Genomic DNA, 19,502 nt, shown 5'->3' with positions numbered 1-19,502 from the left:
GTGCAGTCATCATTTTAGAAATAGGATGTCTGGATTATACATGGCTGGACCGCATTGGTTTGCTCAAAAAAAACATAAAGCAGAAAACTTGGACACTATGCTGAATTTAAACGCCCTGACTTGAACAGCTCTTTTTCATAAAAAATACGGCAGGACGCCGTATTTTAAATGGAAGTTAGAGGAGAGAAGATTATACCGGACACGGTAGCGAATCATCCTCCTCACCAAGTTGCTTGGCCTGAATTAGTGCCTGTACTTTTTTGCTTGGGATTTTCTTGCTGCCCAGGGCATCATAGGTATTCAAAATAGAGGTAACTTCATTGGTCTGCATGGGAATGCCTTCACAGCTCATAAAGAGGGCAATCACTTTATGGTCGATGTTGGCCTGATCGAGGGTTTGCAGGGTTTTAATATTTTCTACACGGACGATATGCTCTTTTAAATACATCTCACACCTCTTCTCGTTTTTTCATCATTGTTATCATGCGCTCGGCGCCTTTAAATACAAGCAAGAAGCGTGCACAAAATGTAGCCGATTTGAAAATAATGTAATGACCTACGCTGAAATGGCGATCCATCCAACTGAAAGCGTCATTTAGCCGATAACTGTTTGACTCTAGAAGCGAAATTGAAAAGCTAAATTTGAATAAATCTCCCTTCGCAAATGCTGGCGAATTGTCACCGGATTTATCTTGACGAAGTCTAAATAAGCCTCTGTTTAGACTTGGGAAATTATCCGGTTTTATCTCGCAGTATATTTTTAGCTGCACAGATCACAGGTCTTTGATTACAGAATGTAGTCAAGTGGCAGCTTTATGTAGGAACTTGTATCTCAATAGCGCAGAATTTCAGGTCAGATGGGCAGAACAGCACCAGCATGGCGCAACACCAGCGCGAGAAGATTTTAGCGGGCAGATTAAGCTGTTGGATTCGCTGCATAATTCAGCATCTCTGTATTTTTAAACAGATTTAGTTGAATGATGAATTGAAAAGTTGTGGCCGGATGCCCATATTAGAACAGAAGCGCATTCAGCAGACAGACTGAAAAAGTTGGCGTATGATCAAGACATCATCCGCATAATGCCCCGGCGTATAAACAATTAGGACATGATATGAATATCGCAGCAAATCCAGTGGTTGAAGCAGACCAAACTATTTATTTAAAAGATTATCAAAAACCTGCATTTCTGGTGGATTCAATTAATCTGGATATTCAGGTGTATGCAGACCACACCATCGTCAATGCTATTTTGGAGATGCAGCGCCAGACCGAAGGTGATCTGGTGCTGCTGGGCCGTGACCTTGAGCTGAAATCTATTCATCTGAACAGTCAGCAACTGACCGAAAATGACTATCAGCTTGATGCTGAACAGCTGGTAATTCAGAATGCGCCAGATCGTGCACGTATTGAAACTCAGGTGGTGATTCATCCGGAAAGCAACACCATGCTGGAAGGTCTGTATCAGGCTGGTGATCTGTTTGTGACCCAGAATGAGCCGGAAGGTTTCCGTAAAATTACCTTCTATCCGGACCGTCCGGATGTGCTGTCGGTATTTACTACCCGGGTGGAAGCCGATAAAAAATATCCGGTGCTGCTGGCCAATGGTAACCTGATTGAAAAAGGCGAGGTCGATGCCCAGCGTCATTATGCGATCTGGCAGGACCCGACCAAAAAGCCAAGTTATCTGTTTGCCTGTGTGGTCGGCGATTTAGCGGTGCTGAAAGACAGCTATGTGACTTCTGAAGGCCGTAATGTGGCACTGGAAATTTATGCGGTAGAAAAAGATATTCCTAAATGTCACATCGCCATGGAAGCGTTAAAACATTCCATGCGCTGGGATGAAGAATATTATGGTCTGCCGTATGACCTCGACAACTATATGATTGTGGCGGTTAGCCAGTTCAATATGGGCGCGATGGAAAACAAGGGCCTGAACATCTTTAACACCTCTTGCGTGCTGGCCGATGAAGAATACACCACCGATGCGGCAATTATGCGGGTTCAGTCGGTCATCGCACACGAATATTTCCATAACTGGACCGGTAACCGGATTACCTGTCGTGACTGGTTCCAGCTGTGTCTAAAAGAAGGCTTGACCGTTTTCCGTGACCAGTCGTTTTCAGAAGATTTACAATCGGCCGCAGTACAACGGATTGATGATGTCGCTGTATTAAAAGCGCATCAGTTCCCGGAAGATTCTGGCCCATTGTCGCATCCGCCACGTCCAGATCATTTTGTTGAAATTAATAACTTTTATACCGCCACGGTGTATGAAAAAGGGGCGGAAATTAACCGCATGATGTCGACCTTGCTCGGCAAGGAAAAATTCCGCGCGGGTACCGATGAGTATTTCCGCCGTCATGATGGTCAGGCGGTGACGGTCGAAGACTGGGTTGCGGCACTGACTGCGGGTTCAGGCGTTGATTTATCGGCATTTTTAACTTGGTATAACCAGCCGGGTACTCCAAAACTGCAGGCACATGGCGAGTATGATGCTTCGACTCAAACCTATCGTTTAAGCTTTAAACAGAGCCTGAAAGCGCATCCGAAATATCCAGACCTGAAAGCCGTGCCAATTCCGGTGGCTTTGGCGCTGTTTAATGCTGAAACCGGCGAGCAATATGCGCTGCAATCTGAGGCCCTGTTTGAAAATGGCGTAAAAGATGGCGTGTATCTGTTTGATCAGGATGAGGCAACCATCGAATTTAGCGGCATTAATGCCAAACCGGTGGTGTCGCTGTTACGTAATTTCTCGGCGCCGGTAAATCTGGAATTTGATGCCAGTGATGCCGAGTTGGCCTTCCTGATGCAGTATGAAACCAACGGCTTTAACCAGTGGCAGGCGACGCAGACCTTGCTGGAGCGCATTTTGCTAAATGGTCATGCGGTAGAAAGTTATCTTCAGGCCATGAAAAACACGGTGCCGGCACTGGTCAATCAGGACCCGTTACTGGCCTCACGAATTTTTGATGTACCAAGTGAAGGTTATTTGGGCAGCCGGATTGATCAGCACTATAGTCCGGTGGACATTCAGGAAAAACGTGAAGCCTTGTTAAATACGCTGGCGCGTGAATTGGGTGCTTTCTGTAAGGAAACTTACTTAAGTCTGGACCCGGACCTGCAAAAAGAGTTTTCACAGGCCATGGGCGTGCGTGCGCTGAAGAATATTATGCTCAGTCTGATGGCACGTCAGGGCGATACCGAAGCCTTTGATCTGGCGCATCAGCAGTATCAGAATACTGGCAATATGTCAGAACGTTTAGGCGCGCTACGTGTACTGGTCTGGAATGATGCACCGCAAGCCGAATCCTGCCTGCAGGATTTCTATGACCGCTTTAAAGATGAAGCGCTGTCTTTAGACCAGTGGTTTACTGTACAGGCCTCCCATCCAAATGCAACGGCTGAAACCATTCATACCTTAACCCAGCATCCGGACTATGATCTGGGTACGCCAAACCGCATTCGTTCGGTCAGTGGTGGTCTGAATATGAATCCGGTAAATACCTGGAGTTTTGGGGTGCAGCATTATATCCATCTGGCCAAATACCTCGATGAAAAGAACCCGATTTTAGGTTCACGTTTGCTGCAGGTGCTGTCACGCTGGTATACGCTGGATGAACCACAGCGCAGTCAGGTACAGGTGGCCCTGGAAACCTTGAAGCCCTTGGTGAAATCGAAAAACGTGGTTGAAACTTTAAACAGTATGCTGAATGTCTAAACCGGTGCAGCTTTCGCTCGAAAAAATAGAATAATGAAGATTTATTTTATTTTCTCGGTATTTAGCTGTAACTTTATGTGAACTTTCCCGCATATTCGCGGGGAGTATGCTAAATTAAGGCTGAAACGTGTTTAGATAATTTAAATAAAAAAGCTCATCATTGTGGTGGGCTTTTTTATTTTTAGTCTGTAAAGGTTCAGGTGAAAAAGCCGGGTTCTGGCGTGAACAAGAGGTTGAGTGATGCTGGTTAAAATTGAAGATGGTTTTTACTTGAATTCACGACATATTATTGCGTTAAGAGTGAACAGAATATTGAATGAAGAGCGTTTTATGGTGTCTATTGAATATACACCACACTCGATGCAGGACAAGGGGCTGTATCAGCGCATCTTTCCGAATAAAATTGAAGCAGAACTGTTTTTACAGGCATTGCATCAGGAAATTTCCAAACCCTGACCGCTGTTCAGCAGATTTAAAAAAAACTCCTCACGTTGAGGAGTTTTTTTATGGCAGCTTTAGATTTACTTTAGACTTTTACAATTAGCACCGGAATAGGCGATTGGGTCAGCACGTTTTGCGCTACGCTACCCAGCATCATTTTCTTGAAACCGGTCCGGCCATGTGAGCCCATAATAATCAGATCGGCACCGACTTCATCGGCAATCTGCATAATGCCATCTGAGGGTGAAACGCCGTGCGCCAGTTTCTGATCGACCTGCACGCCTTCACGCTGGAAAGAATCAAGAATTTCCTGCAAGCGCAGTTTGGCATTTTTTTCGGCCTGCATGAAATAGTCGGTAATGGCCGGAGCAACTTTATAAAAATCGACGCCGACAAATGGGTCAACCGCAATCACGCTCATTACCGTGACCTGGCAGCCTAAATCTTTGGCCAGACTTAAAGCCTGTTCTACAGCAGCATAAGAAATCGGGGATTCATCCACTGGAACAAGAATATGTTTATAGCTGGTCATGACAGTTTTCCTTATTTTTACATATGAATATCGCGGGCTTTATTGAAACTGACAGTGAATGAAAGTACATCAAAAGCATTCAGGATTCTGGACTGTAGTAGGGCAATTAGGCCTTAATGACCAGCACCGGCAATTCAGAACTGCGCAGTACATCCTGAGCAAAACTACCGAGCAGGAATTTCTGGAAGCCTTTACGACCGTGTGAACCCATCACAATCAGGTCAACGCCCATTTCTTGTGCAGCTTCAACCACATGCTTGGCCGATACTTCACCTTCCACAATTTTAGTACTTACAGTAACGCCTGCAGCTTCGGCAATTTGCTGGCCTTCTTTCAGGGCTTTTTGTGCATTACCGTGTGCCTGTACAAAGTATTCTTTCATGATGGCAGATGAATAATAGAAATCGGCATCAGTGAACGGGTCTTCCGCCACCAGACTCACCAGACTCAGCTGACTGTTAAAGGCACGGGCAATTTCAGCTGCATGTTGCACCGCAGAATAGGAAATTTGAGAACCATCGACCGGAACGAGAATATGCTGATACGCCATGGAGAAACTCCTTATTGATATAATGAACTTAATGTTTAGCTATACTCTATAGATAGCACATCACCGGGGGGCATTCAATTTATTCCGGTGTTCTGTCTGCAAAAAAGATACAGATTTTCAATCACAATACCACTTAAGTAGGTCTTTGATTTAACAAATAATTCTGACTGGAATACTCTACATTGTCAGATCGCATTGTCGTGAAAAACCGGGTTCCATCTGCGCGGCGGCTGCTTTATAGTGAAGAAAAATAAAACAGCTGTATAAACAGGAAGATGGGTGAAATGAAGTATCTGATGTTAAGTCTGTGCATGAGCTTGCTGCTGGTACTGAGTGGCTGCCAAAGCACAGCCGGTAATAGCCGTATTATTGCTGGCGCATTTAATCTGACCACCCAATTGCAACAGAAACTGATGGATCGGGATGCACCGCAGCAGGTGCGGGTGCTGGAAAATATCCAGTATCAGCAAGATCCGGATTTAAGCCTGGATGTCTATTTGCCAGCACAGACACCTGATGATACCGGATTACGCCCGGCCGTGGTCTGGATTCATGGCGGTGGCTGGATTTCCGGTTCCAAAGCCCATGCGCGCGGTTATTTTAAACGGCTGGCAGATGCCGGTTATCCGGTGTTTTCACTGCAATATCAACTGGCGCCAGCGGCGACTTATCCCACCCAGTTACACCAGATTAATCAGGCACTGGCCTATATTCAGGAACATGGCGCGCTGTTTGGTGTTGATGCCGAGCAACTATTTCTGGCTGGAGATTCTGCCGGTGCCAATCTGGCCAGCCATTATGCAGCTTTGTTGAGTAATCCGGAATTTGCCGCGCATTCGGAATTTGTGCCGGTTCTGGCCTTAACACAGCTGAAAGGGGTGATTTTGCACTGCGGGATTTATGATTTACCGTATTTTATTAAAACCGCGCCGGATGAAATCAAAATTGTCGAGTGGGGCATTTATAACATGGTGCAGGCCTATACCGGCGACCGCAAACAGGATGCGGAATTTCTGCAGCAGATTTCACCGATTCAGCATATTACTCCCGCGTTTCCACCGGTATTTTTAAGTGGCGGCAATAAGGATTTTCTGACTGATACTCAATCTTTACCGCTGTTAGAGGTGTTAAAGCAGCAGCAGGTGCCAGTAAAAGCAGTATTTTATCCCGACTCTAAACGCTGGCTGATTCATGAATATCAGTTCTTAATGCATCTGCCCGAAAGCCAGCAGACTTTTGAGCAGACCCTGTCATTTCTGGCCGATTATAGTAAAGCGGATCAGACAGATAGATCCGCGCCCTAAAATCTGCTGGTCATCATGTTAGTCTTTAGGATTTGGCTTTCCAGGGAAATTTCATCACCAGTAACACCACCACACCGCAAACCAGTCCCCAGAAGGCCGAGCCAATGCCCCAGAACTGGATGCCTGAAGCGCTTAGTAAAAAGGTCATTAATGCAGCTTCCCGGTCATCGACCTCTTTAAAGGCAATAAAGGCGTTATGGCCAATGGTGCCAAACAGGGCGATACCGGCCAATGCAGTAATCAGCACTGCCGGAAAAGACATCAGCAGGCTGGTTAAGGTGGCGGCAAACAAGCCCATCAGGATATAAAACAGGCCACAGCTCATGCCGGCAATATAGCGTTTTGATGGGTCCGGATGCACCTGATGATCCAGACTAACGGCGGCACTAATCGCTGCAATATTCACGCTATAACAGCCAAAAGGCGATAACACGGCCTGCGCGGTACCGGTCCAGCCGAGCAACTGATTAACATGCGGCTGATAGCCGTAGCTTTTAATAATGGCGATGCCGGGCAAATATTGAGAGGCCAGATTAATCACCAGCAACGGTAAAGCCAGACCCAAAATCGCGGGCAGGCTAAATTCCGGACTGATCCACACTGGTTGTGCCAATGACCAGCTCACCACAGGAAAATGGAAATCCAGTACCAGTGGGCACAGCAGCATCGCCGCGATTACGGTCAGTACAATGCTATAGCGTGGCCAGAAGCGTTTTGACAGTACATAGGCTGCCAGTAAAGACAGAATAAATGCCCATTCATGTTGAATACTGGCGAACAAGGCAATACCAAATTTCAGCAGCACGCCGGCCAGCATGGCGCTGGTCAGGCTTTGTGGAATATAACGAAACAGACGTTCAAAAATACCGAAAAAACCCAACAGTGCAGTCAGCACGCCACACACCAGAAAAGCCCCAATAGCCTGATTCAGACTATAACCACTGCCCGTGGCAATAATCAGGGCCAGTCCGGCGGTTGACCAGGACGTCGACACCGGATATTTGTATTTCCACGAGAGCAGCAAGCCAGACAGGCCAATGCCCAGACCCAAAGCCCAGAACCAGGAGGTAATCTGTTCGGCTGTGGCCCCTAAAGTTTGCGCCGCCTGAATCACCAGTACGGCAGAAACACTAATACCAATTAAAAAAGTGATAAATCCAGCAAAAACAGCCGGAATAGAAAAATCATGTATAAGCTTTTGCATAATCCGTTGCACAATAAAAATGGGAGAGAAAGCCGATAAATCATACGCCTTTCAATGGCCATCTAAACGCTCAAATCTTTATCAGAAGTTAAAAATTTTGCTTGATTTTTATAGGGTCGAGCTGGCCAGTTTTAAGCCAAAACCACAAAACAGCAGGCCAACTGCGGCCACACCGGTCGCGGTAAGGCGGTAATTCCGGTTGAAATAGGTTGCCAGTTTCATTCCGGAAAAAATCAGAATTGACAGATAACTCATGCTGATGATTTGCAGAATAATAGCCAGCAGGGTAAAGGTCAGCGCCGGATAAGGATAGGCCGGATCAACAAATTGCACAAAAAAAGACAGATAAAACAGAATCGCTTTCGGATTTAAAATACTAATGGTTAATGCGGTGCGAAAAGGATGAACCTGTTCTGGCGTACTGCTGCTATTCTTGGTTTGAGTCGAGCGGCTTTTCTCGGGCTGCCAGGTGCGATAGGCGGCAATCATCAGACGTATGCCCAAATAACTTAAATACAGCGCGCCAATCATTTTCAGCGCTATAAACAGCCATGGAAAACTGTGTAGCACGGAGGCTGCGCCAAAGGCGGTACACAGGATTAAAATCAGGTCACCGGTATAAACGCCTAAAGCGCCCAGATAGCCGGCTTTAATGCCAAAGCGTGAGGCAATTGACATCACATATAAAGAGTTGGGGCCGGGCAGGATCACAATTAAAATGGTTCCAATAATGAACGTCATTACGTCAGTGATACCAAACACAGGAAATCCAGAGAACTAAAAAGGCCGATGCAGCATTATATAGCAACATCGGCCTGGAATACGCGCACAGCGGCGCGGCTAAACAGAAAAATTAAGCTTTAATTTCGGCATCAATACCAAAGCCTTGGCGCAATAACTGGCTTAACTGTTCACGCGCTTTAATAAAGCCATCAATACCGCTTTGCAGTAACTGGAAGGCCATTAAGTCATGTTCCAGCTGCTGTTTAAATTTCTCTTTTGTGATCGGCTCCAGCTCGCCTTGAGCTTCAATCGTGTCACTTGAGAGTTGTGCTGTGACTTCACGCTCATCCTGTTCCAGTTCGGCCAGCAGGTTGGGTGAAACGGTTAACAGGTCACAACCGGCCAGCGCCAAGACCTGATCAATACTGCGGAAGCTGGCACCCATGATTTCAGTCTTCACCGCATGCTGTTTGTAGAACTGGTAAATCTTTTTCACGGACAGCACACCCGGATCTTTTTCAATTGGGTAGTACATGACATTTTCGGCTTTTTTGTACCAGTCCAGAATACGCCCGACAAAAGGGGAAATCAGCGTGACGTTGGCATCAGCGCAGGCATATGCCTGATGCAGACCGAATAGCAAGGTTAAATTGGTATGAATGCCTTCTGCTTCCAGCTGTTTTGCGGCCTGAATGCCTTCCCAAGTTGAAGCAATTTTAATCAGGATGCGTTTCTGATCAATACCATATTCTTTATATAGCGCCAGCAGTTCTTTGGCTTTGGCAATAGTGGCATCTGTATCATAAGACAGCGAGGCATCTACCTCAGTCGAGACACGGCCATCAATCAGTTTAAGAATTTCTACCCCGAACTTGACGGTTAAAATATCAATGGTGCGTTCAATCAGCTCGTCTTGCTGATAACCTTCTGCTTTGGCCTGATCAAAGGCTTCGGTTAAAAGCGGTTTGCTGTCGGCCTGTTCAGCCGCCGCGGTAATTAAAGACGGGTTGGTTGTTGCATCTAAAGGACGAAACTTTTCAATGGCAGTTAAGTCACTGCTGTCGGCCACAATAGTTGTTAAGCGTTTTAATTGGTTTAAGGCGTTCTGTGTCATTGAATCCGCTTCTCTAGTTGTTCGGTTATTGCTTATGCAATTATTTATAACACAAACTGGATTTAACCCAAGTGAAAAGCGTTACAGATCAGTGTCTAATTTGTGCTTTTTCGTTGATTGCGCAAGTGATTAATCAAAAAACGAGCAGCCAGCCCCAGTTTGCTTTCACGGCTCCAGACCAGATCGACAAAATATTCAAACTTGGGCGAGAAATCCAGAAAGTCCAAAACCTGTAGTTGCTGCTTTAAGTTCGGGTTTTCATTCAGCATTTGCAGCGGCAACACACCCCAGCCCAGACCCTGTAAAATTAACGAGCAGGCAGTATGATGATTATCAGTGCGCCAGTACTGTTTGGAAAATAACAGTTCCGGCTGAATACGACGGTCACGGCTGGCCACCACAATTTGCCGGCTGTGCAAAATAGCTTCAAAGCTGACCGGTGCCTGTTGAGCCAAGGCAAAATCTCGGGCCGCCACCGGCACCAAGGCTTCGCGTTTCAGTTCTACAAACTGCTCGCCACTGTCGAGCTGTTCACGTTCAAACATCACTGCCAGTTGCGCCGACTGTTCGACCAGCATGTGCATGGCATCTTCCTGTGGCGCTGAAAATATATTGATCTGTAGCGTTGGAAATTCCTGCTGCAGCAGGGCAATGTACTGGGTCCAGTCGCTATGAATCAGCTCGGACACCACCACAATATTCAGTTCTGATTCCAGCCCTTCACTTAACGCTGCGGCATGCTGTTTCCACTGGTTCATTTCAACCAGCAGTTGCTCGGTCTTTTCATACAGGGTTAATGCCTGTGCGGTCGGCACCGGTTCACGCCCGATGCGTTGAAACAGATTCAGGTTCAGGTCAATTTCCAGATTGGCAATTGACATACTTACTGCAGATGGCACTTTTCCCAGTTGCCGCGCCGCTGCGGAAAAAGAACCGCATTCAATCACGGTTTTAAAGATGATCAGCTGTTCCTGGTTCACATTCATGGGCAGCAACCTGTCAATAATATTGAAAGATTCTAACTCGATTTGTCGATAATTTAAAAATAAGATGGCAGCAATTGATGAAATAGATACGGTTTAACATGCTGCTGTCGAAAAGAAGATTAATTCATGCCTTGAGTTATGAACTGATTTTACTGGTGATTATTGCCCTGGCTTTAAGCCTGATTTTCAAGATGCCGCTGGAAGTGACCGGTAGCCTGGGTGTGGCCATGGCAGTAACCTCGGTCTTGTGGAATATGCTGTTTAATCATTTTTTTGAAAAATTTGAAGCACGCAGACAGCTCCAGCGTACGGTGAAAGTACGGATTTTACATGCCATTGGTTTTGAGGGTGGCTTAATGTTAGCCACCATTCCAATGGTGGCCTATGCCATGCAGATGAGTCTGCCCGAGGCCTTTTTGCTGGATTTAAGCCTGACCTTATGTATTTTGGTCTATACCTTTATCTTCCAGTGGGGTTATGACGCGATTGAGGTACGTTTGGGCTATGCACCGGCCTATCGTGAGTCTGTTTAAAATACGTCTGATGAATTTAAGAGCAGACAATAAAAAGGTAATAAAACGTCCATAAAAAAAGCCACTGCACCAGGCAGTGGCTTTTTCAGTGAAGGCAGGGGAAATTACTTCTCGACAATCGCTGTTACACCTTGACCGCCTGCAGCACAGATTGAAATCAGCACACGACCTGAACCTTTTTCATTCAGCAGTTTGGCAGCAGTCGCCAGAATACGTCCGCCGGTTGCAGCAAATGGGTGACCAGCAGCCAGAGAAGAACCTTTTACGTTCAGCTTGTTACGATCAATTGAACCCAATGGTGCTTCTAGACCTAAGCGATCTTTACAGAATTTTGGATCTTCCCAGGCTTTTAAGGTCGACAGCACTTGTGAAGCAAAAGCTTCGTGAATTTCATAGTAGTCAAAGTCTTGTAGAGTCAGACCGGCACGTTCCAGCATCCGTGGTACGGCATAGGCTGGCGCCATAAGCAGGCCTTCTTTCTTCTCGACAAAATCAACTGCAGCCGTTTCCTGGAAGGTTAAGTAAGCCAGTACGTCATGACCATTGGCTTTGGCCCATTCTTCAGAAGCAAGCAGAACACAAGATGCACCATCGGTCAGTGGGGTTGAGTTGCCTGCGGTCATGGTACGCGCATCACCTTTACCAAAGGCTGGTTTCAGTTTAGCCAGTTTCTCTACTGAAGAATCCGGGCGCAAGTTGTTGTCACGCTCTAAACCTAAGAATGGTGTGATCAGGTCATCAAAGAAACCTGCTTCATAGGCGGCTGCCATTTTCTGGTGTGAAGATGCAGCAAGTTCATCCTGCGCTTCACGCGAGATGCCCCATTCCAGCGCAGTAATCGCCTGATGGTCACCCATTGACAGACCGGTACGTGGTTCACCATTTTTCGGTGCATCCATCAGGTCTTTGATATTGATTTTGGTCAGCGCTTTTAAGCGGTCTTTACCGGTTTTGGCAATATTCAGCTCCAGCAGGGCTTTACGTAAACCGTCACCAAAAGCAATCGGGGCATCGGAAGTGGTATCGACACCACCAGCAATACCGACTTCAATTTGGCCCAGAGCAATTTTATTGGCCACTAAAAAAGCTGCCTGCAAACCGGTTCCACACGCTTGCTGAATATCGTAAGCAGGTGTTTCAGGAGCCAATTCAGTGTTCAGTACACACTCACGAGTCATGTTAAAATCACGGCTGTGTTTGAGTACGGCACCGGCAACGACTTCACCGAGGCGTTGGCCTTCTAAACGATAACGTTCTACCAGACCATTTAAAGCGGCGGTGAACATATCGATGTTTGAGGCAGTGAAGTAAGCGCCATTTGAACGTGCAAATGGAATGCGGTTACCACCGATAATCGCAACGCGACGGACAGTGTTTTGGCTCATGGTATTATCCTGTTGACCAGATGTTTCAGTTGTAGTTTCAGAAGGAGGAGGGGTTGTACTTTTTTTACGGGTAGACGCCGCACGGGTGCGTGCAGGTTTAGCCGCAGGGTTTGCTGACGAATTTGCCGTGCCAGAACTTTTGGTTGTACGCGTTGTACTTTTTGATGTATTTGACACAGTTTCTGTAGCAGAATTTTCGACCGCCGGATTTTCTTGAGTTGTTTTGCTCATAAGGCTTTTCCAAGCATGTTGATGATCTTCTTAGGGGTTACATTAGCATAATCTAGAATAGCCTGAATTGACTACAATGACATTGCAGAATGCTTTCAGGTCAAGTCATCTGTATATGATCTCAAGTATTATTCATAACAAACTGATCGATCTATTGAAATACAAAGTATCTGACATCATATTGAAGCTAAAGGATAACTTTAGATTAATCACAAATTCATTTTGTCTGAGAGATAATAATCATGACTGACCAATACCAAGCTTTTGCAAAATCTCCAATTGGTAAATTTGTCATTAAAAATTTAGGCTTGCCATCCCCAACTTTCCTTGAGCGTTTTGACAGCGCCACGCCTGTGGTCAAGGGTGCAGTATTGCTGGGCGCAGCGCCGGAAAGCACATTATCGGGTGCAATTGCCCAGGTCCTGGCCAATATCCATGCCAACAGCTATGCCGGCAATAATGCAGAATTACAGCAGGCTGCTGCACAAGCCGGTTTAAACCTGTGTGCTTTTAACGCGGGCGATAAAGAATCTAAATTTAAAGCGGTGGTCTTTGATGCCTCAGGTATTCAGAACTCTGAGCAGTTAAATGTGCTCTATAACTTTTTTAATCCGGTGGCGCGCCAGATTCAGGCCTCTGGCCGTGTAGTGGTCATTGGCACCACGCCAGAAACCGCCAAAACGGTAAAACATGCAATTGCACAGCGTGCGCTGGAAGGCTTTGTTAAATCGGTCGGGAAAGAGTTTAAAAAAGGTATTGCCGCCAATCTGATTTATGTTGATGACGGCGCTGAAGCAAACCTGGAATCGAGCTTACGTTTTGCCTTGTCACCGCGTTCGGCTTATGTATCGGGTCAGGTGATTCGTGTTTCTAAAGCAGATACAGTCGATGTGGATTGGGCTAAACCATTGGCAGGTAAAACCGCGGTTGTGACTGGTGCCAGCCGTGGTATTGGTGAAGCGATTGCGCATGTATTGGCACGTGATGGTGCGCATGTGATTTGTCTGGATGTACCACAGCAACAGGCCGACTTGGACCGTGTTGCCTCTGAAATTGGGGGTTCAACCCTGGCGATTGATATTACCGCCGCTGATGCGGGCGAGCAGATTAAAGCGGCAGCTGCTGCACAGGGCGGTCTGGATATTATCGTGCACAATGCCGGTATTACCCGTGACAAGACACTGGCTAATATGAAGCCTGAACTGTGGGATCTGGTGATTAACATTAACTTGGCTGCTATTGAACGCGTGAATGACTATCTGCTGGAAAATGACGGTCTGAATGCCAATGGCCGTATTATCTGCGTATCGTCTATTTCAGGGATTGCCGGTAACCTGGGCCAAACCAACTATGCAGCATCAAAAGCAGGCGTGATTGGAGTGGTGAAATATACGGCACCGGTGCTGAAAAATGGTGTGACTATTAACGCTGTGGCTCCGGGCTTTATTGAAACCCAAATGACTGCGGCCATTCCGTTTGCCATTCGTGAAGCGGGCCGCCGTATGAACTCGATGAGTCAGGGCGGTTTACCGGTTGATGTCGCAGAAACCATTGCCTTCTTTGCCTCAACTGCATCTACCGGTTTAAATGGTAACGTGGTGCGTGTTTGTGGTCAGAGTCTGTTAGGGGCTTAATATATCCCTCACTCGGAATCCCCCCTAAAATCCCTCTTTAATAAAGGGGGACTTCTTCTCCCTTTTTGAAGGGAGGTCGGGAGGGATTTGAGGGAATTAAAATAGAAAACCCAATTCTTATTAAAGAAAGGGTGATTTAAAAGATAAATATTCCAAAGGTTCAGTATGAATACTCGCCATTTTAGTCAACTTCCCAAGCCGTATTTAGCCTATCCAAAAGTGATTCAGGGCTTAATTTTTAAAAAGCCGAAGGGTGAAAAAGTTCTGCCGCAAGTTGAATATGTGGTGGATTCATTCAAGGTCGACCAGAAACATTTGAAAGCCTATAACGAAGTCTGTGGTTTTAAAAATAACGGCTATATTCCGGCCATTTATCTGGCGGTGTTATCGCAAAGCCTGCAAATGCACATGATGACTGCGGAAGCTTTCCCATTTCCGATTTTAGGTCTGGTGCATATCCGCAATCAGCTCAAGCAATACCGTAAAGTTGGCGTGAATGAGCAGCTGACTTTATCCTGCAAGTTTGGTGAATTGCAGCCACATGACAAAGGCGTACAGTTTGATTTTATCACCACTGCTAAAGTTGGTAATGAAGTGGTGATGGAAGGTTTAACCACCTATTTGTCACGTCAGAAAAGTGGCAACAAGCCCGCGGCCAAAGCAGCAGAAAGTGCCGTACCGGATTATGTACCGGCAGGACAATGGGATGTGTCGGAAAATACCGGTCGTCGTTATGCGCTGACATCGGGAGATTTTAACCTGATCCATATTCATGCGTTAACCGCCAAAGCCTTTGGTTTTAAACAGGCCATTGCACATGGTATGTGGAGTAAAGCCAAAGCGCTGGCCAATATCCAGTTGCCAGATGCATATGAAGCCGATGTCTGGTTTAAATTGCCAATGTATCTGCCATCTCAGGTGGAATTCTTGACGGCGCAGCAGGCACAAAATACTGACTTCCTGATTCGCAGCAAAAAGAATCAGAAGCCGCATGTCAGCGGTAGCATTCGCCCACTTTAAGTCATAGCGCCTAAGTCCAAACCGGATTTAGGCTTTTTTCATTGTTCACCATATTGCTGGAAAGGATGCATGAACAGCGTAAAAGATTATCTGCGTGCAGATATTCAGAATTATCGTGGTTCAGTGGAAGAACCATTTAAAGATTTAGCCCATCTGTTTAGCCGTTTTCAGGATGCCCGCTCAACGCAAGGCGGCGCCGCGCTGGTGGTTTATTTTCAGGGACATAAAGTCGTTGATATTTATACCGGTCAAAAATCTGCCAATGAAGCCTGGCAGCCGGATAGTCTGTCGGTCTGTTATTCCACCGGAAAAGGCGTGCTGGCCACGCTGGCGCATATTCTGGTGAGTCAGGGGCGGCTGGATTATGATGTGCCGGTGGCTGAATATTGGCCAGAATTTGCGTCGCAGGGCAAACAGCAGCTGACCTTAAGAAATATGCTGTGTCATCGCAGTGGTTTATACGATATCCGTAACCTGATTGCCGATGCCTCGGAAATGGCCGACTGGTCGCATATGCTGGAGGTCATTGCCGCGGCCAAACCGCGTTTTCTGCCGAACAGTGATGCAGCCTATCAGCCCCTGACCTTTGGCTGGCAGGTCGGTGGTGTCTTGGAAAAAGCCTGTAATGAAAGCTTGGCTGTATTGATGCAGCGTCATTTAAGCGAGCCATTGGAATTAAACGGAGCTTATTTTGGCGTGCCGGTAGAGGAATTAGCGCGGGTGGCGCGACCGTTTGCCACATCTCAGCCCGCCCAATCTGCCCAGCCTCCCAAAAAACAGGCTGCTGCTAAACCTGCACGTACCGCATCGCCTTTAGAAAAGCTGCTGGCCTTCAGTGGGCAACATCCGCAAGATTTTCAGGATGCCATGATTCCCAAAGGCATGAAGAAATTTTCATTCTTTAGTGATGCCGGTTTACAGGCGATTGTGCCGGCAGCCTCCGGGGTATTTACGGCACAAAGTCTGGCCAAAATCTATGCCATGCTGGCGCAGGGTGGCCAATGGCAGGGGCAGCGACTGATTTCACCACAGGTGTTTCAGGCCCTAAGTCAGGTACAATATACCGCCCGTGACCGGGTGATGCCGCTGCCAATGCATTGGCGTTTGGGCTATCACCGCATTTTGAGCTTGGGCAAGTCGGCATCGTCAGGTTTTGGTCATATTGGTTTTAATGGTTCAGGGGCCTGGTGTGATCCAGAGCGGAATTTAAGTTTTGCTTATACCCATAATTTTCCGACCGGTTCCATCACCGGCGATTATCGCTTGTGGGGATTAACCCAGGAAACCTTACGCTGTGCCGATGGTGTTTTAAAAGGCCGAAAGGGCTGGTTTTAAACAGTTTGAGATGATTTTTAGCTGTAGCTTGTGCTATGTTCTGGCACTAGTCAATTTGATGTTGTGCAAAGATGAAAAAAGTCATTTTGATTCCGCTGGTGGCCAGTTCAGTTTTACTCGGATGTCAGGATCAAAACTCAACTCAATCCCAAACCGTGGTGGAATCTAAGACCGCAATTCCTGCGTGGGTTGGTGAGTTCAAAGGCACCACGCCTTGTATGGGCTGTTTATCGCGCTGTGATGATTGTCCGGGAATGGCAGTATCTTTAGAACTTCATCAGGATGAAACCTATACCTTGGTGCGTGAAAGTATGAGCCGGCACAATGCACCGGAAGTGATTCAAGGGCGGATTCGCTTTGCAGATGCATCGCGTCAGCAGCTTGAACTGCTGCAAGTCAACACCCGAAATTTGCTGTATATCGATCTTGAAAAACAATTGCTCGAGATTCGTGTAGATCAAACAGGCAAACGCTATCAAATGCAAAGTGATTTTATTCTGGCCAAGTCTGTTTAAATACTGGCTAATCATCTGCTAAATATACTGATTTTTAATCCCTTTTTTGCTGGCGCGAACAAGGGATTTTTCTTTGGATGCGCCCGTCATTTATTTCACTATTTACTAAAAAAACAGTATGCTTAGACCTGTAAAAAGGAGCATACATGTATCAGGTACTTGCGCGTAAATATCGTCCACGTAATTTTAATGAGCTGGTGGGACAAAATCATGTTTCTCGTGCACTGACCAGTGCCTTAGAGCGTGGCCGTTTACACCATGCCTATCTGTTTACCGGGACTCGTGGGGTCGGGAAAACCACCATTGCGCGTATTTTGGCCAAATGCCTGAACTGTGAAACGGGTGTGACCTCTACGCCGTGTGAAGTTTGTCCGACCTGTAAGGCGGTGAATGAAGGCCGTTTTATTGATTTAATCGAGATTGATGCGGCATCACGTACCAAAGTGGAAGATACCCGCGAACTGCTCGATAATGTGCCGTATGCACCAACGCAAGGCCGCTTTAAAGTCTACCTGATTGACGAAGTGCATATGCTCTCGACGCACTCTTTCAATGCCTTGCTAAAAACGCTGGAAGAACCGCCAGAGCATGTTAAATTCCTGTTTGCCACCACCGATCCTCAAAAGCTCCCGATTACGGTCATTTCACGTTGTCTGCAATTTACCTTGCGTCCTTTGGCAGTAGATGAAATTACCGAGCACTTATCTTCAATTCTCAGCAAAGAGCAGATTCAGGCCGAGCAGGATGCAATCTGGCAAATTGCTGAATCGGCGCAAGGTTCATTACGTGATGCCTTGTCCTTAACCGATCAGGCCATTGCCTATGGTCAGGGTGAAATTCATCATCAGGATGTCAAAGACATGCTGGGGCTAATTGACCGCACCATTATTTATGACCTGATTCTGGCGATTCATCAGAACCAGACTGCGCGCGTGAGCGCACTGTTAATGCAGTTCCGTCAGCAGGCACTGGATGTATCACTGGTGCTGGATCAGCTGATTTCGACTTTGCATGAGCTGGCCTTATTGCAATATCTGCCGGATTTAAGCCTGAAATATAGCGCCGAAATTAACCAGAAAATTACCCAGCTGTCGCAGCGCATTTCGGCTCAGGATTTACAGCTGTATTACCAGATTGCCAGCAAAGGTCGCGCAGATTTACAGCTGGCAGTTACCCAGGAGCAGGGCTTTGAGATGTGCGTGCTGCGTCTGCTGGCTTTCCGTCCCTTACAGCCAAATGAAGTGCCCTTGACGCAGGTCAGCGCACAAAGCAACGCAGTTGCTGTAGCACCGGCCGCTGAGTCAGCTACCGCGCAGCCTGAACCGGTGCATCCCGTTGTTTCAGCTGAGGATGAATTAGAAGCTGAAACTGCTGCTATAAACCCACCCGTTGCTGAACCATCATCAGATGATTTTCTGCAGGATGAAGCGTTAGAGGTTGCTGAAGTTGTATCTCCATCCGAACCAGACCATCCGGTGACTACACCGGCAGAAGCGGCATCTGCGCAGATGATTTTTGATCCGGCGGCAGATGAAGTGCTGTTTGATTTAGATGAAGATGATCGTGCTGATCAGCCGGCAACGCAGGAGGAGGCCAGCAGTGATGATTTCCTGTTTGATGAAATTGCACCTTTACCGGAAACGGCCGTTGCGCAGCCAACTCAACAGCCTGCTGAACTTGCAGCACCGGTTTCGTCTGTCGCACAGCCTGAGCTGACGCATCCACAGGATTCCAGTCCGCAAGACAGTTTATTTGCGCAGCCAGCACCGACGTCATCCGTCAACCAGCCTGTCGTTGCTGCTGTAGACAATACCGCTATTCCACGTGCTGATCAGCGCCTGATGCCGCAAGATATTCTGCAACTGCCGGTGCAGTCCTTAGAGGGCGAATGGAGTGTGGAAAAATGGGAATACTGGTTCCGTAATAGTGATTTATCACCGGCAGTTCAGGAACTGGCCCAACACGGCCTGATGACCGGCCAGATTGAAGCTGAGTCGGTTTTCCATATTCCGGAGCAGTATCAGCAATTGTTAAATTCGCAGTTACAGCATTTAGAAGCAGCGCTGAAACAGCAGTGGCCGAACAGCTTCCTGAAAGTGCAGTATGGACAGGTCACAGAGGTGACACCGTATAGCTTGCAGCAGGAACGTAAAGTACGTGCTTATCAACGCGCCAGTGAGCTGCTGCATCAGGAGCCGCAGGTTAAATCGCTGCTCGAAAGTTTTGATGGCGAATTGCAGAATATCCAGTTGAAATAACCACCGTCAGACCATTTC

The 19,502-nt window shown here is 46.9% G+C and carries 17 protein-coding genes; 9 read left to right on the top strand and 8 right to left on the bottom strand.

What is annotated here, in order from left to right; genetic code table 11:
- Nucleotides 1–190: 190 nt before the first annotated feature.
- Nucleotides 191–448: a hypothetical protein gene (locus tag ACVLR6_RS08360; protein WP_005178638.1), complete on the bottom strand. Its 258-nt coding sequence runs from the start codon at nucleotides 446–448 to the stop codon at nucleotides 191–193.
- A 664-nt stretch (nucleotides 449–1,112) separates the two neighbouring features.
- On the opposite strand from ACVLR6_RS08360, the gene pepN reads away from it, so the two are divergent.
- Nucleotides 1,113–3,719, top strand: a complete 2,607-nt coding sequence (pepN, locus tag ACVLR6_RS08355) for an aminopeptidase N (RefSeq protein ID WP_455994966.1) — start codon at nucleotides 1,113–1,115, stop codon at nucleotides 3,717–3,719.
- A gap of 240 nt (nucleotides 3,720–3,959) precedes the next feature.
- A complete protein-coding gene (locus ACVLR6_RS08350; RefSeq protein WP_005178631.1) occupies nucleotides 3,960–4,175 on the top strand; it encodes a hypothetical protein in 216 nt (71 codons plus the stop codon).
- A gap of 70 nt (nucleotides 4,176–4,245) precedes the next feature.
- Here ACVLR6_RS08350 and ACVLR6_RS08345 read toward each other — a convergent pair whose 3' ends face one another.
- Together ACVLR6_RS08345 and ACVLR6_RS08340 are read right to left on the bottom strand one after the other, a co-directional pair.
- Complete coding sequence (locus ACVLR6_RS08345) at nucleotides 4,246–4,692, bottom strand: universal stress protein (protein WP_005178630.1); 447 nt, start codon at nucleotides 4,690–4,692, stop codon at nucleotides 4,246–4,248.
- 106 nt (nucleotides 4,693–4,798) lie between these two features.
- The gene (locus ACVLR6_RS08340) at nucleotides 4,799–5,242 is read right to left on the bottom strand and encodes a universal stress protein (protein ID WP_005178628.1); all 444 of its coding nucleotides are present in this window, start codon (nucleotides 5,240–5,242) and stop codon (nucleotides 4,799–4,801) included.
- Nucleotides 5,243–5,526: 284 nt separating this feature from the next.
- Between ACVLR6_RS08340 and ACVLR6_RS08335 the strand changes: the two genes are divergently transcribed.
- Nucleotides 5,527–6,546, top strand: coding sequence for an alpha/beta hydrolase (locus tag ACVLR6_RS08335; protein ID WP_005178627.1), 1,020 nt, complete (start codon nucleotides 5,527–5,529; stop codon nucleotides 6,544–6,546).
- A gap of 25 nt (nucleotides 6,547–6,571) precedes the next feature.
- Here ACVLR6_RS08335 and ACVLR6_RS08330 read toward each other — a convergent pair whose 3' ends face one another.
- The 4 genes from ACVLR6_RS08330 to aceR form a co-directional block, all read right to left on the bottom strand.
- The gene (locus ACVLR6_RS08330; protein ID WP_168370568.1) at nucleotides 6,572–7,750 is read right to left on the bottom strand and encodes a benzoate/H(+) symporter BenE family transporter; all 1,179 of its coding nucleotides are present in this window, start codon (nucleotides 7,748–7,750) and stop codon (nucleotides 6,572–6,574) included.
- A 108-nt stretch (nucleotides 7,751–7,858) separates the two neighbouring features.
- Nucleotides 7,859–8,512 (bottom strand): leucine efflux protein LeuE, encoded by a 654-nt coding sequence (gene leuE, locus ACVLR6_RS08325; RefSeq protein ID WP_104489198.1) that lies wholly within the window; start codon nucleotides 8,510–8,512, stop codon nucleotides 7,859–7,861.
- 91 nt (nucleotides 8,513–8,603) lie between these two features.
- The gene (gene tal, locus ACVLR6_RS08320) at nucleotides 8,604–9,587 is read right to left on the bottom strand and encodes a transaldolase (RefSeq protein WP_455994961.1); all 984 of its coding nucleotides are present in this window, start codon (nucleotides 9,585–9,587) and stop codon (nucleotides 8,604–8,606) included.
- 95 nt (nucleotides 9,588–9,682) lie between these two features.
- Nucleotides 9,683–10,573 (bottom strand): HTH-type transcriptional regulator AceR, encoded by an 891-nt coding sequence (gene aceR / locus ACVLR6_RS08315; RefSeq protein WP_005178622.1) that lies wholly within the window; start codon nucleotides 10,571–10,573, stop codon nucleotides 9,683–9,685.
- Nucleotides 10,574–10,671: 98 nt separating this feature from the next.
- Between aceR and aceI the strand changes: the two genes are divergently transcribed.
- Nucleotides 10,672–11,106, top strand: coding sequence for a chlorhexidine efflux PACE transporter AceI (gene aceI / locus ACVLR6_RS08310; RefSeq protein WP_005178621.1), 435 nt, complete (start codon nucleotides 10,672–10,674; stop codon nucleotides 11,104–11,106).
- A gap of 104 nt (nucleotides 11,107–11,210) precedes the next feature.
- Here the strand turns inward: aceI and ACVLR6_RS08305 are convergent, their stop codons facing one another.
- On the bottom strand, nucleotides 11,211–12,722 hold the full coding sequence (locus ACVLR6_RS08305) for an acetyl-CoA C-acetyltransferase (RefSeq protein ID WP_045795462.1): 1,512 nt from the start codon (nucleotides 12,720–12,722) through the stop codon (nucleotides 11,211–11,213).
- Between the two features lie 242 nt (nucleotides 12,723–12,964).
- Here ACVLR6_RS08305 and ACVLR6_RS08300 point away from each other — a divergent pair, with 242 nt between their 5' ends.
- The 5 genes from ACVLR6_RS08300 (at nucleotide 12,965) to dnaX (ending at nucleotide 19,484) form a co-directional block, all read left to right on the top strand.
- Nucleotides 12,965–14,356, top strand: coding sequence for a 3-oxoacyl-ACP reductase (locus ACVLR6_RS08300; protein WP_180069590.1), 1,392 nt, complete (start codon nucleotides 12,965–12,967; stop codon nucleotides 14,354–14,356).
- A gap of 165 nt (nucleotides 14,357–14,521) precedes the next feature.
- The gene (locus ACVLR6_RS08295; protein WP_104489202.1) at nucleotides 14,522–15,376 is read left to right on the top strand and encodes a MaoC family dehydratase; all 855 of its coding nucleotides are present in this window, start codon (nucleotides 14,522–14,524) and stop codon (nucleotides 15,374–15,376) included.
- 69 nt (nucleotides 15,377–15,445) lie between these two features.
- Nucleotides 15,446–16,711 (top strand): serine hydrolase domain-containing protein, encoded by a 1,266-nt coding sequence (locus ACVLR6_RS08290; protein WP_168398705.1) that lies wholly within the window; start codon nucleotides 15,446–15,448, stop codon nucleotides 16,709–16,711.
- A gap of 71 nt (nucleotides 16,712–16,782) precedes the next feature.
- Complete coding sequence (locus ACVLR6_RS08285; protein WP_160243045.1) at nucleotides 16,783–17,226, top strand: copper resistance protein NlpE N-terminal domain-containing protein; 444 nt, start codon at nucleotides 16,783–16,785, stop codon at nucleotides 17,224–17,226.
- A gap of 146 nt (nucleotides 17,227–17,372) precedes the next feature.
- Nucleotides 17,373–19,484, top strand: coding sequence for a DNA polymerase III subunit gamma/tau (gene dnaX / locus ACVLR6_RS08280; RefSeq protein WP_455994957.1), 2,112 nt, complete (start codon nucleotides 17,373–17,375; stop codon nucleotides 19,482–19,484).
- Nucleotides 19,485–19,502: the final 18 nt, after the last annotated feature.

The organism is Acinetobacter sp. T63 (genome assembly GCF_053852345.1).
Note: the sequence above shows the minus strand (reverse complement) of the source record. Positions and strands in the feature narration are given on the sequence as shown.

What these genes read in the sequence shown, in the direction of transcription:
- ACVLR6_RS08360 (WP_005178638.1), bottom strand. Translation starts at nt 448, where the DNA reads ATGTATTTAAAAGAGCATATCGTCCGTGTAGAAAATATTAAAACCCTG.
- pepN (WP_455994966.1), top strand. Translation starts at nt 1,113, where the DNA reads ATGAATATCGCAGCAAATCCAGTGGTTGAAGCAGACCAAACTATTTAT.
- ACVLR6_RS08350 (WP_005178631.1), top strand. Translation starts at nt 3,960, where the DNA reads ATGCTGGTTAAAATTGAAGATGGTTTTTACTTGAATTCACGACATATT.
- ACVLR6_RS08345 (WP_005178630.1), bottom strand. Translation starts at nt 4,692, where the DNA reads ATGACCAGCTATAAACATATTCTTGTTCCAGTGGATGAATCCCCGATT.
- ACVLR6_RS08340 (WP_005178628.1), bottom strand. Translation starts at nt 5,242, where the DNA reads ATGGCGTATCAGCATATTCTCGTTCCGGTCGATGGTTCTCAAATTTCC.
- ACVLR6_RS08335 (WP_005178627.1), top strand. Translation starts at nt 5,527, where the DNA reads ATGAAGTATCTGATGTTAAGTCTGTGCATGAGCTTGCTGCTGGTACTG.
- ACVLR6_RS08330 (WP_168370568.1), bottom strand. Translation starts at nt 7,750, where the DNA reads ATGCAAAAGCTTATACATGATTTTTCTATTCCGGCTGTTTTTGCTGGA.
- tal (WP_455994961.1), bottom strand. Translation starts at nt 9,587, where the DNA reads ATGACACAGAACGCCTTAAACCAATTAAAACGCTTAACAACTATTGTG.
- aceR (WP_005178622.1), bottom strand. Translation starts at nt 10,573, where the DNA reads ATGAATGTGAACCAGGAACAGCTGATCATCTTTAAAACCGTGATTGAA.
- aceI (WP_005178621.1), top strand. Translation starts at nt 10,672, where the DNA reads ATGCTGCTGTCGAAAAGAAGATTAATTCATGCCTTGAGTTATGAACTG.
- ACVLR6_RS08305 (WP_045795462.1), bottom strand. Translation starts at nt 12,722, where the DNA reads ATGAGCAAAACAACTCAAGAAAATCCGGCGGTCGAAAATTCTGCTACA.
- ACVLR6_RS08300 (WP_180069590.1), top strand. Translation starts at nt 12,965, where the DNA reads ATGACTGACCAATACCAAGCTTTTGCAAAATCTCCAATTGGTAAATTT.
- ACVLR6_RS08295 (WP_104489202.1), top strand. Translation starts at nt 14,522, where the DNA reads ATGAATACTCGCCATTTTAGTCAACTTCCCAAGCCGTATTTAGCCTAT.
- ACVLR6_RS08290 (WP_168398705.1), top strand. Translation starts at nt 15,446, where the DNA reads ATGAACAGCGTAAAAGATTATCTGCGTGCAGATATTCAGAATTATCGT.
- ACVLR6_RS08285 (WP_160243045.1), top strand. Translation starts at nt 16,783, where the DNA reads ATGAAAAAAGTCATTTTGATTCCGCTGGTGGCCAGTTCAGTTTTACTC.
- dnaX (WP_455994957.1), top strand. Translation starts at nt 17,373, where the DNA reads ATGTATCAGGTACTTGCGCGTAAATATCGTCCACGTAATTTTAATGAG.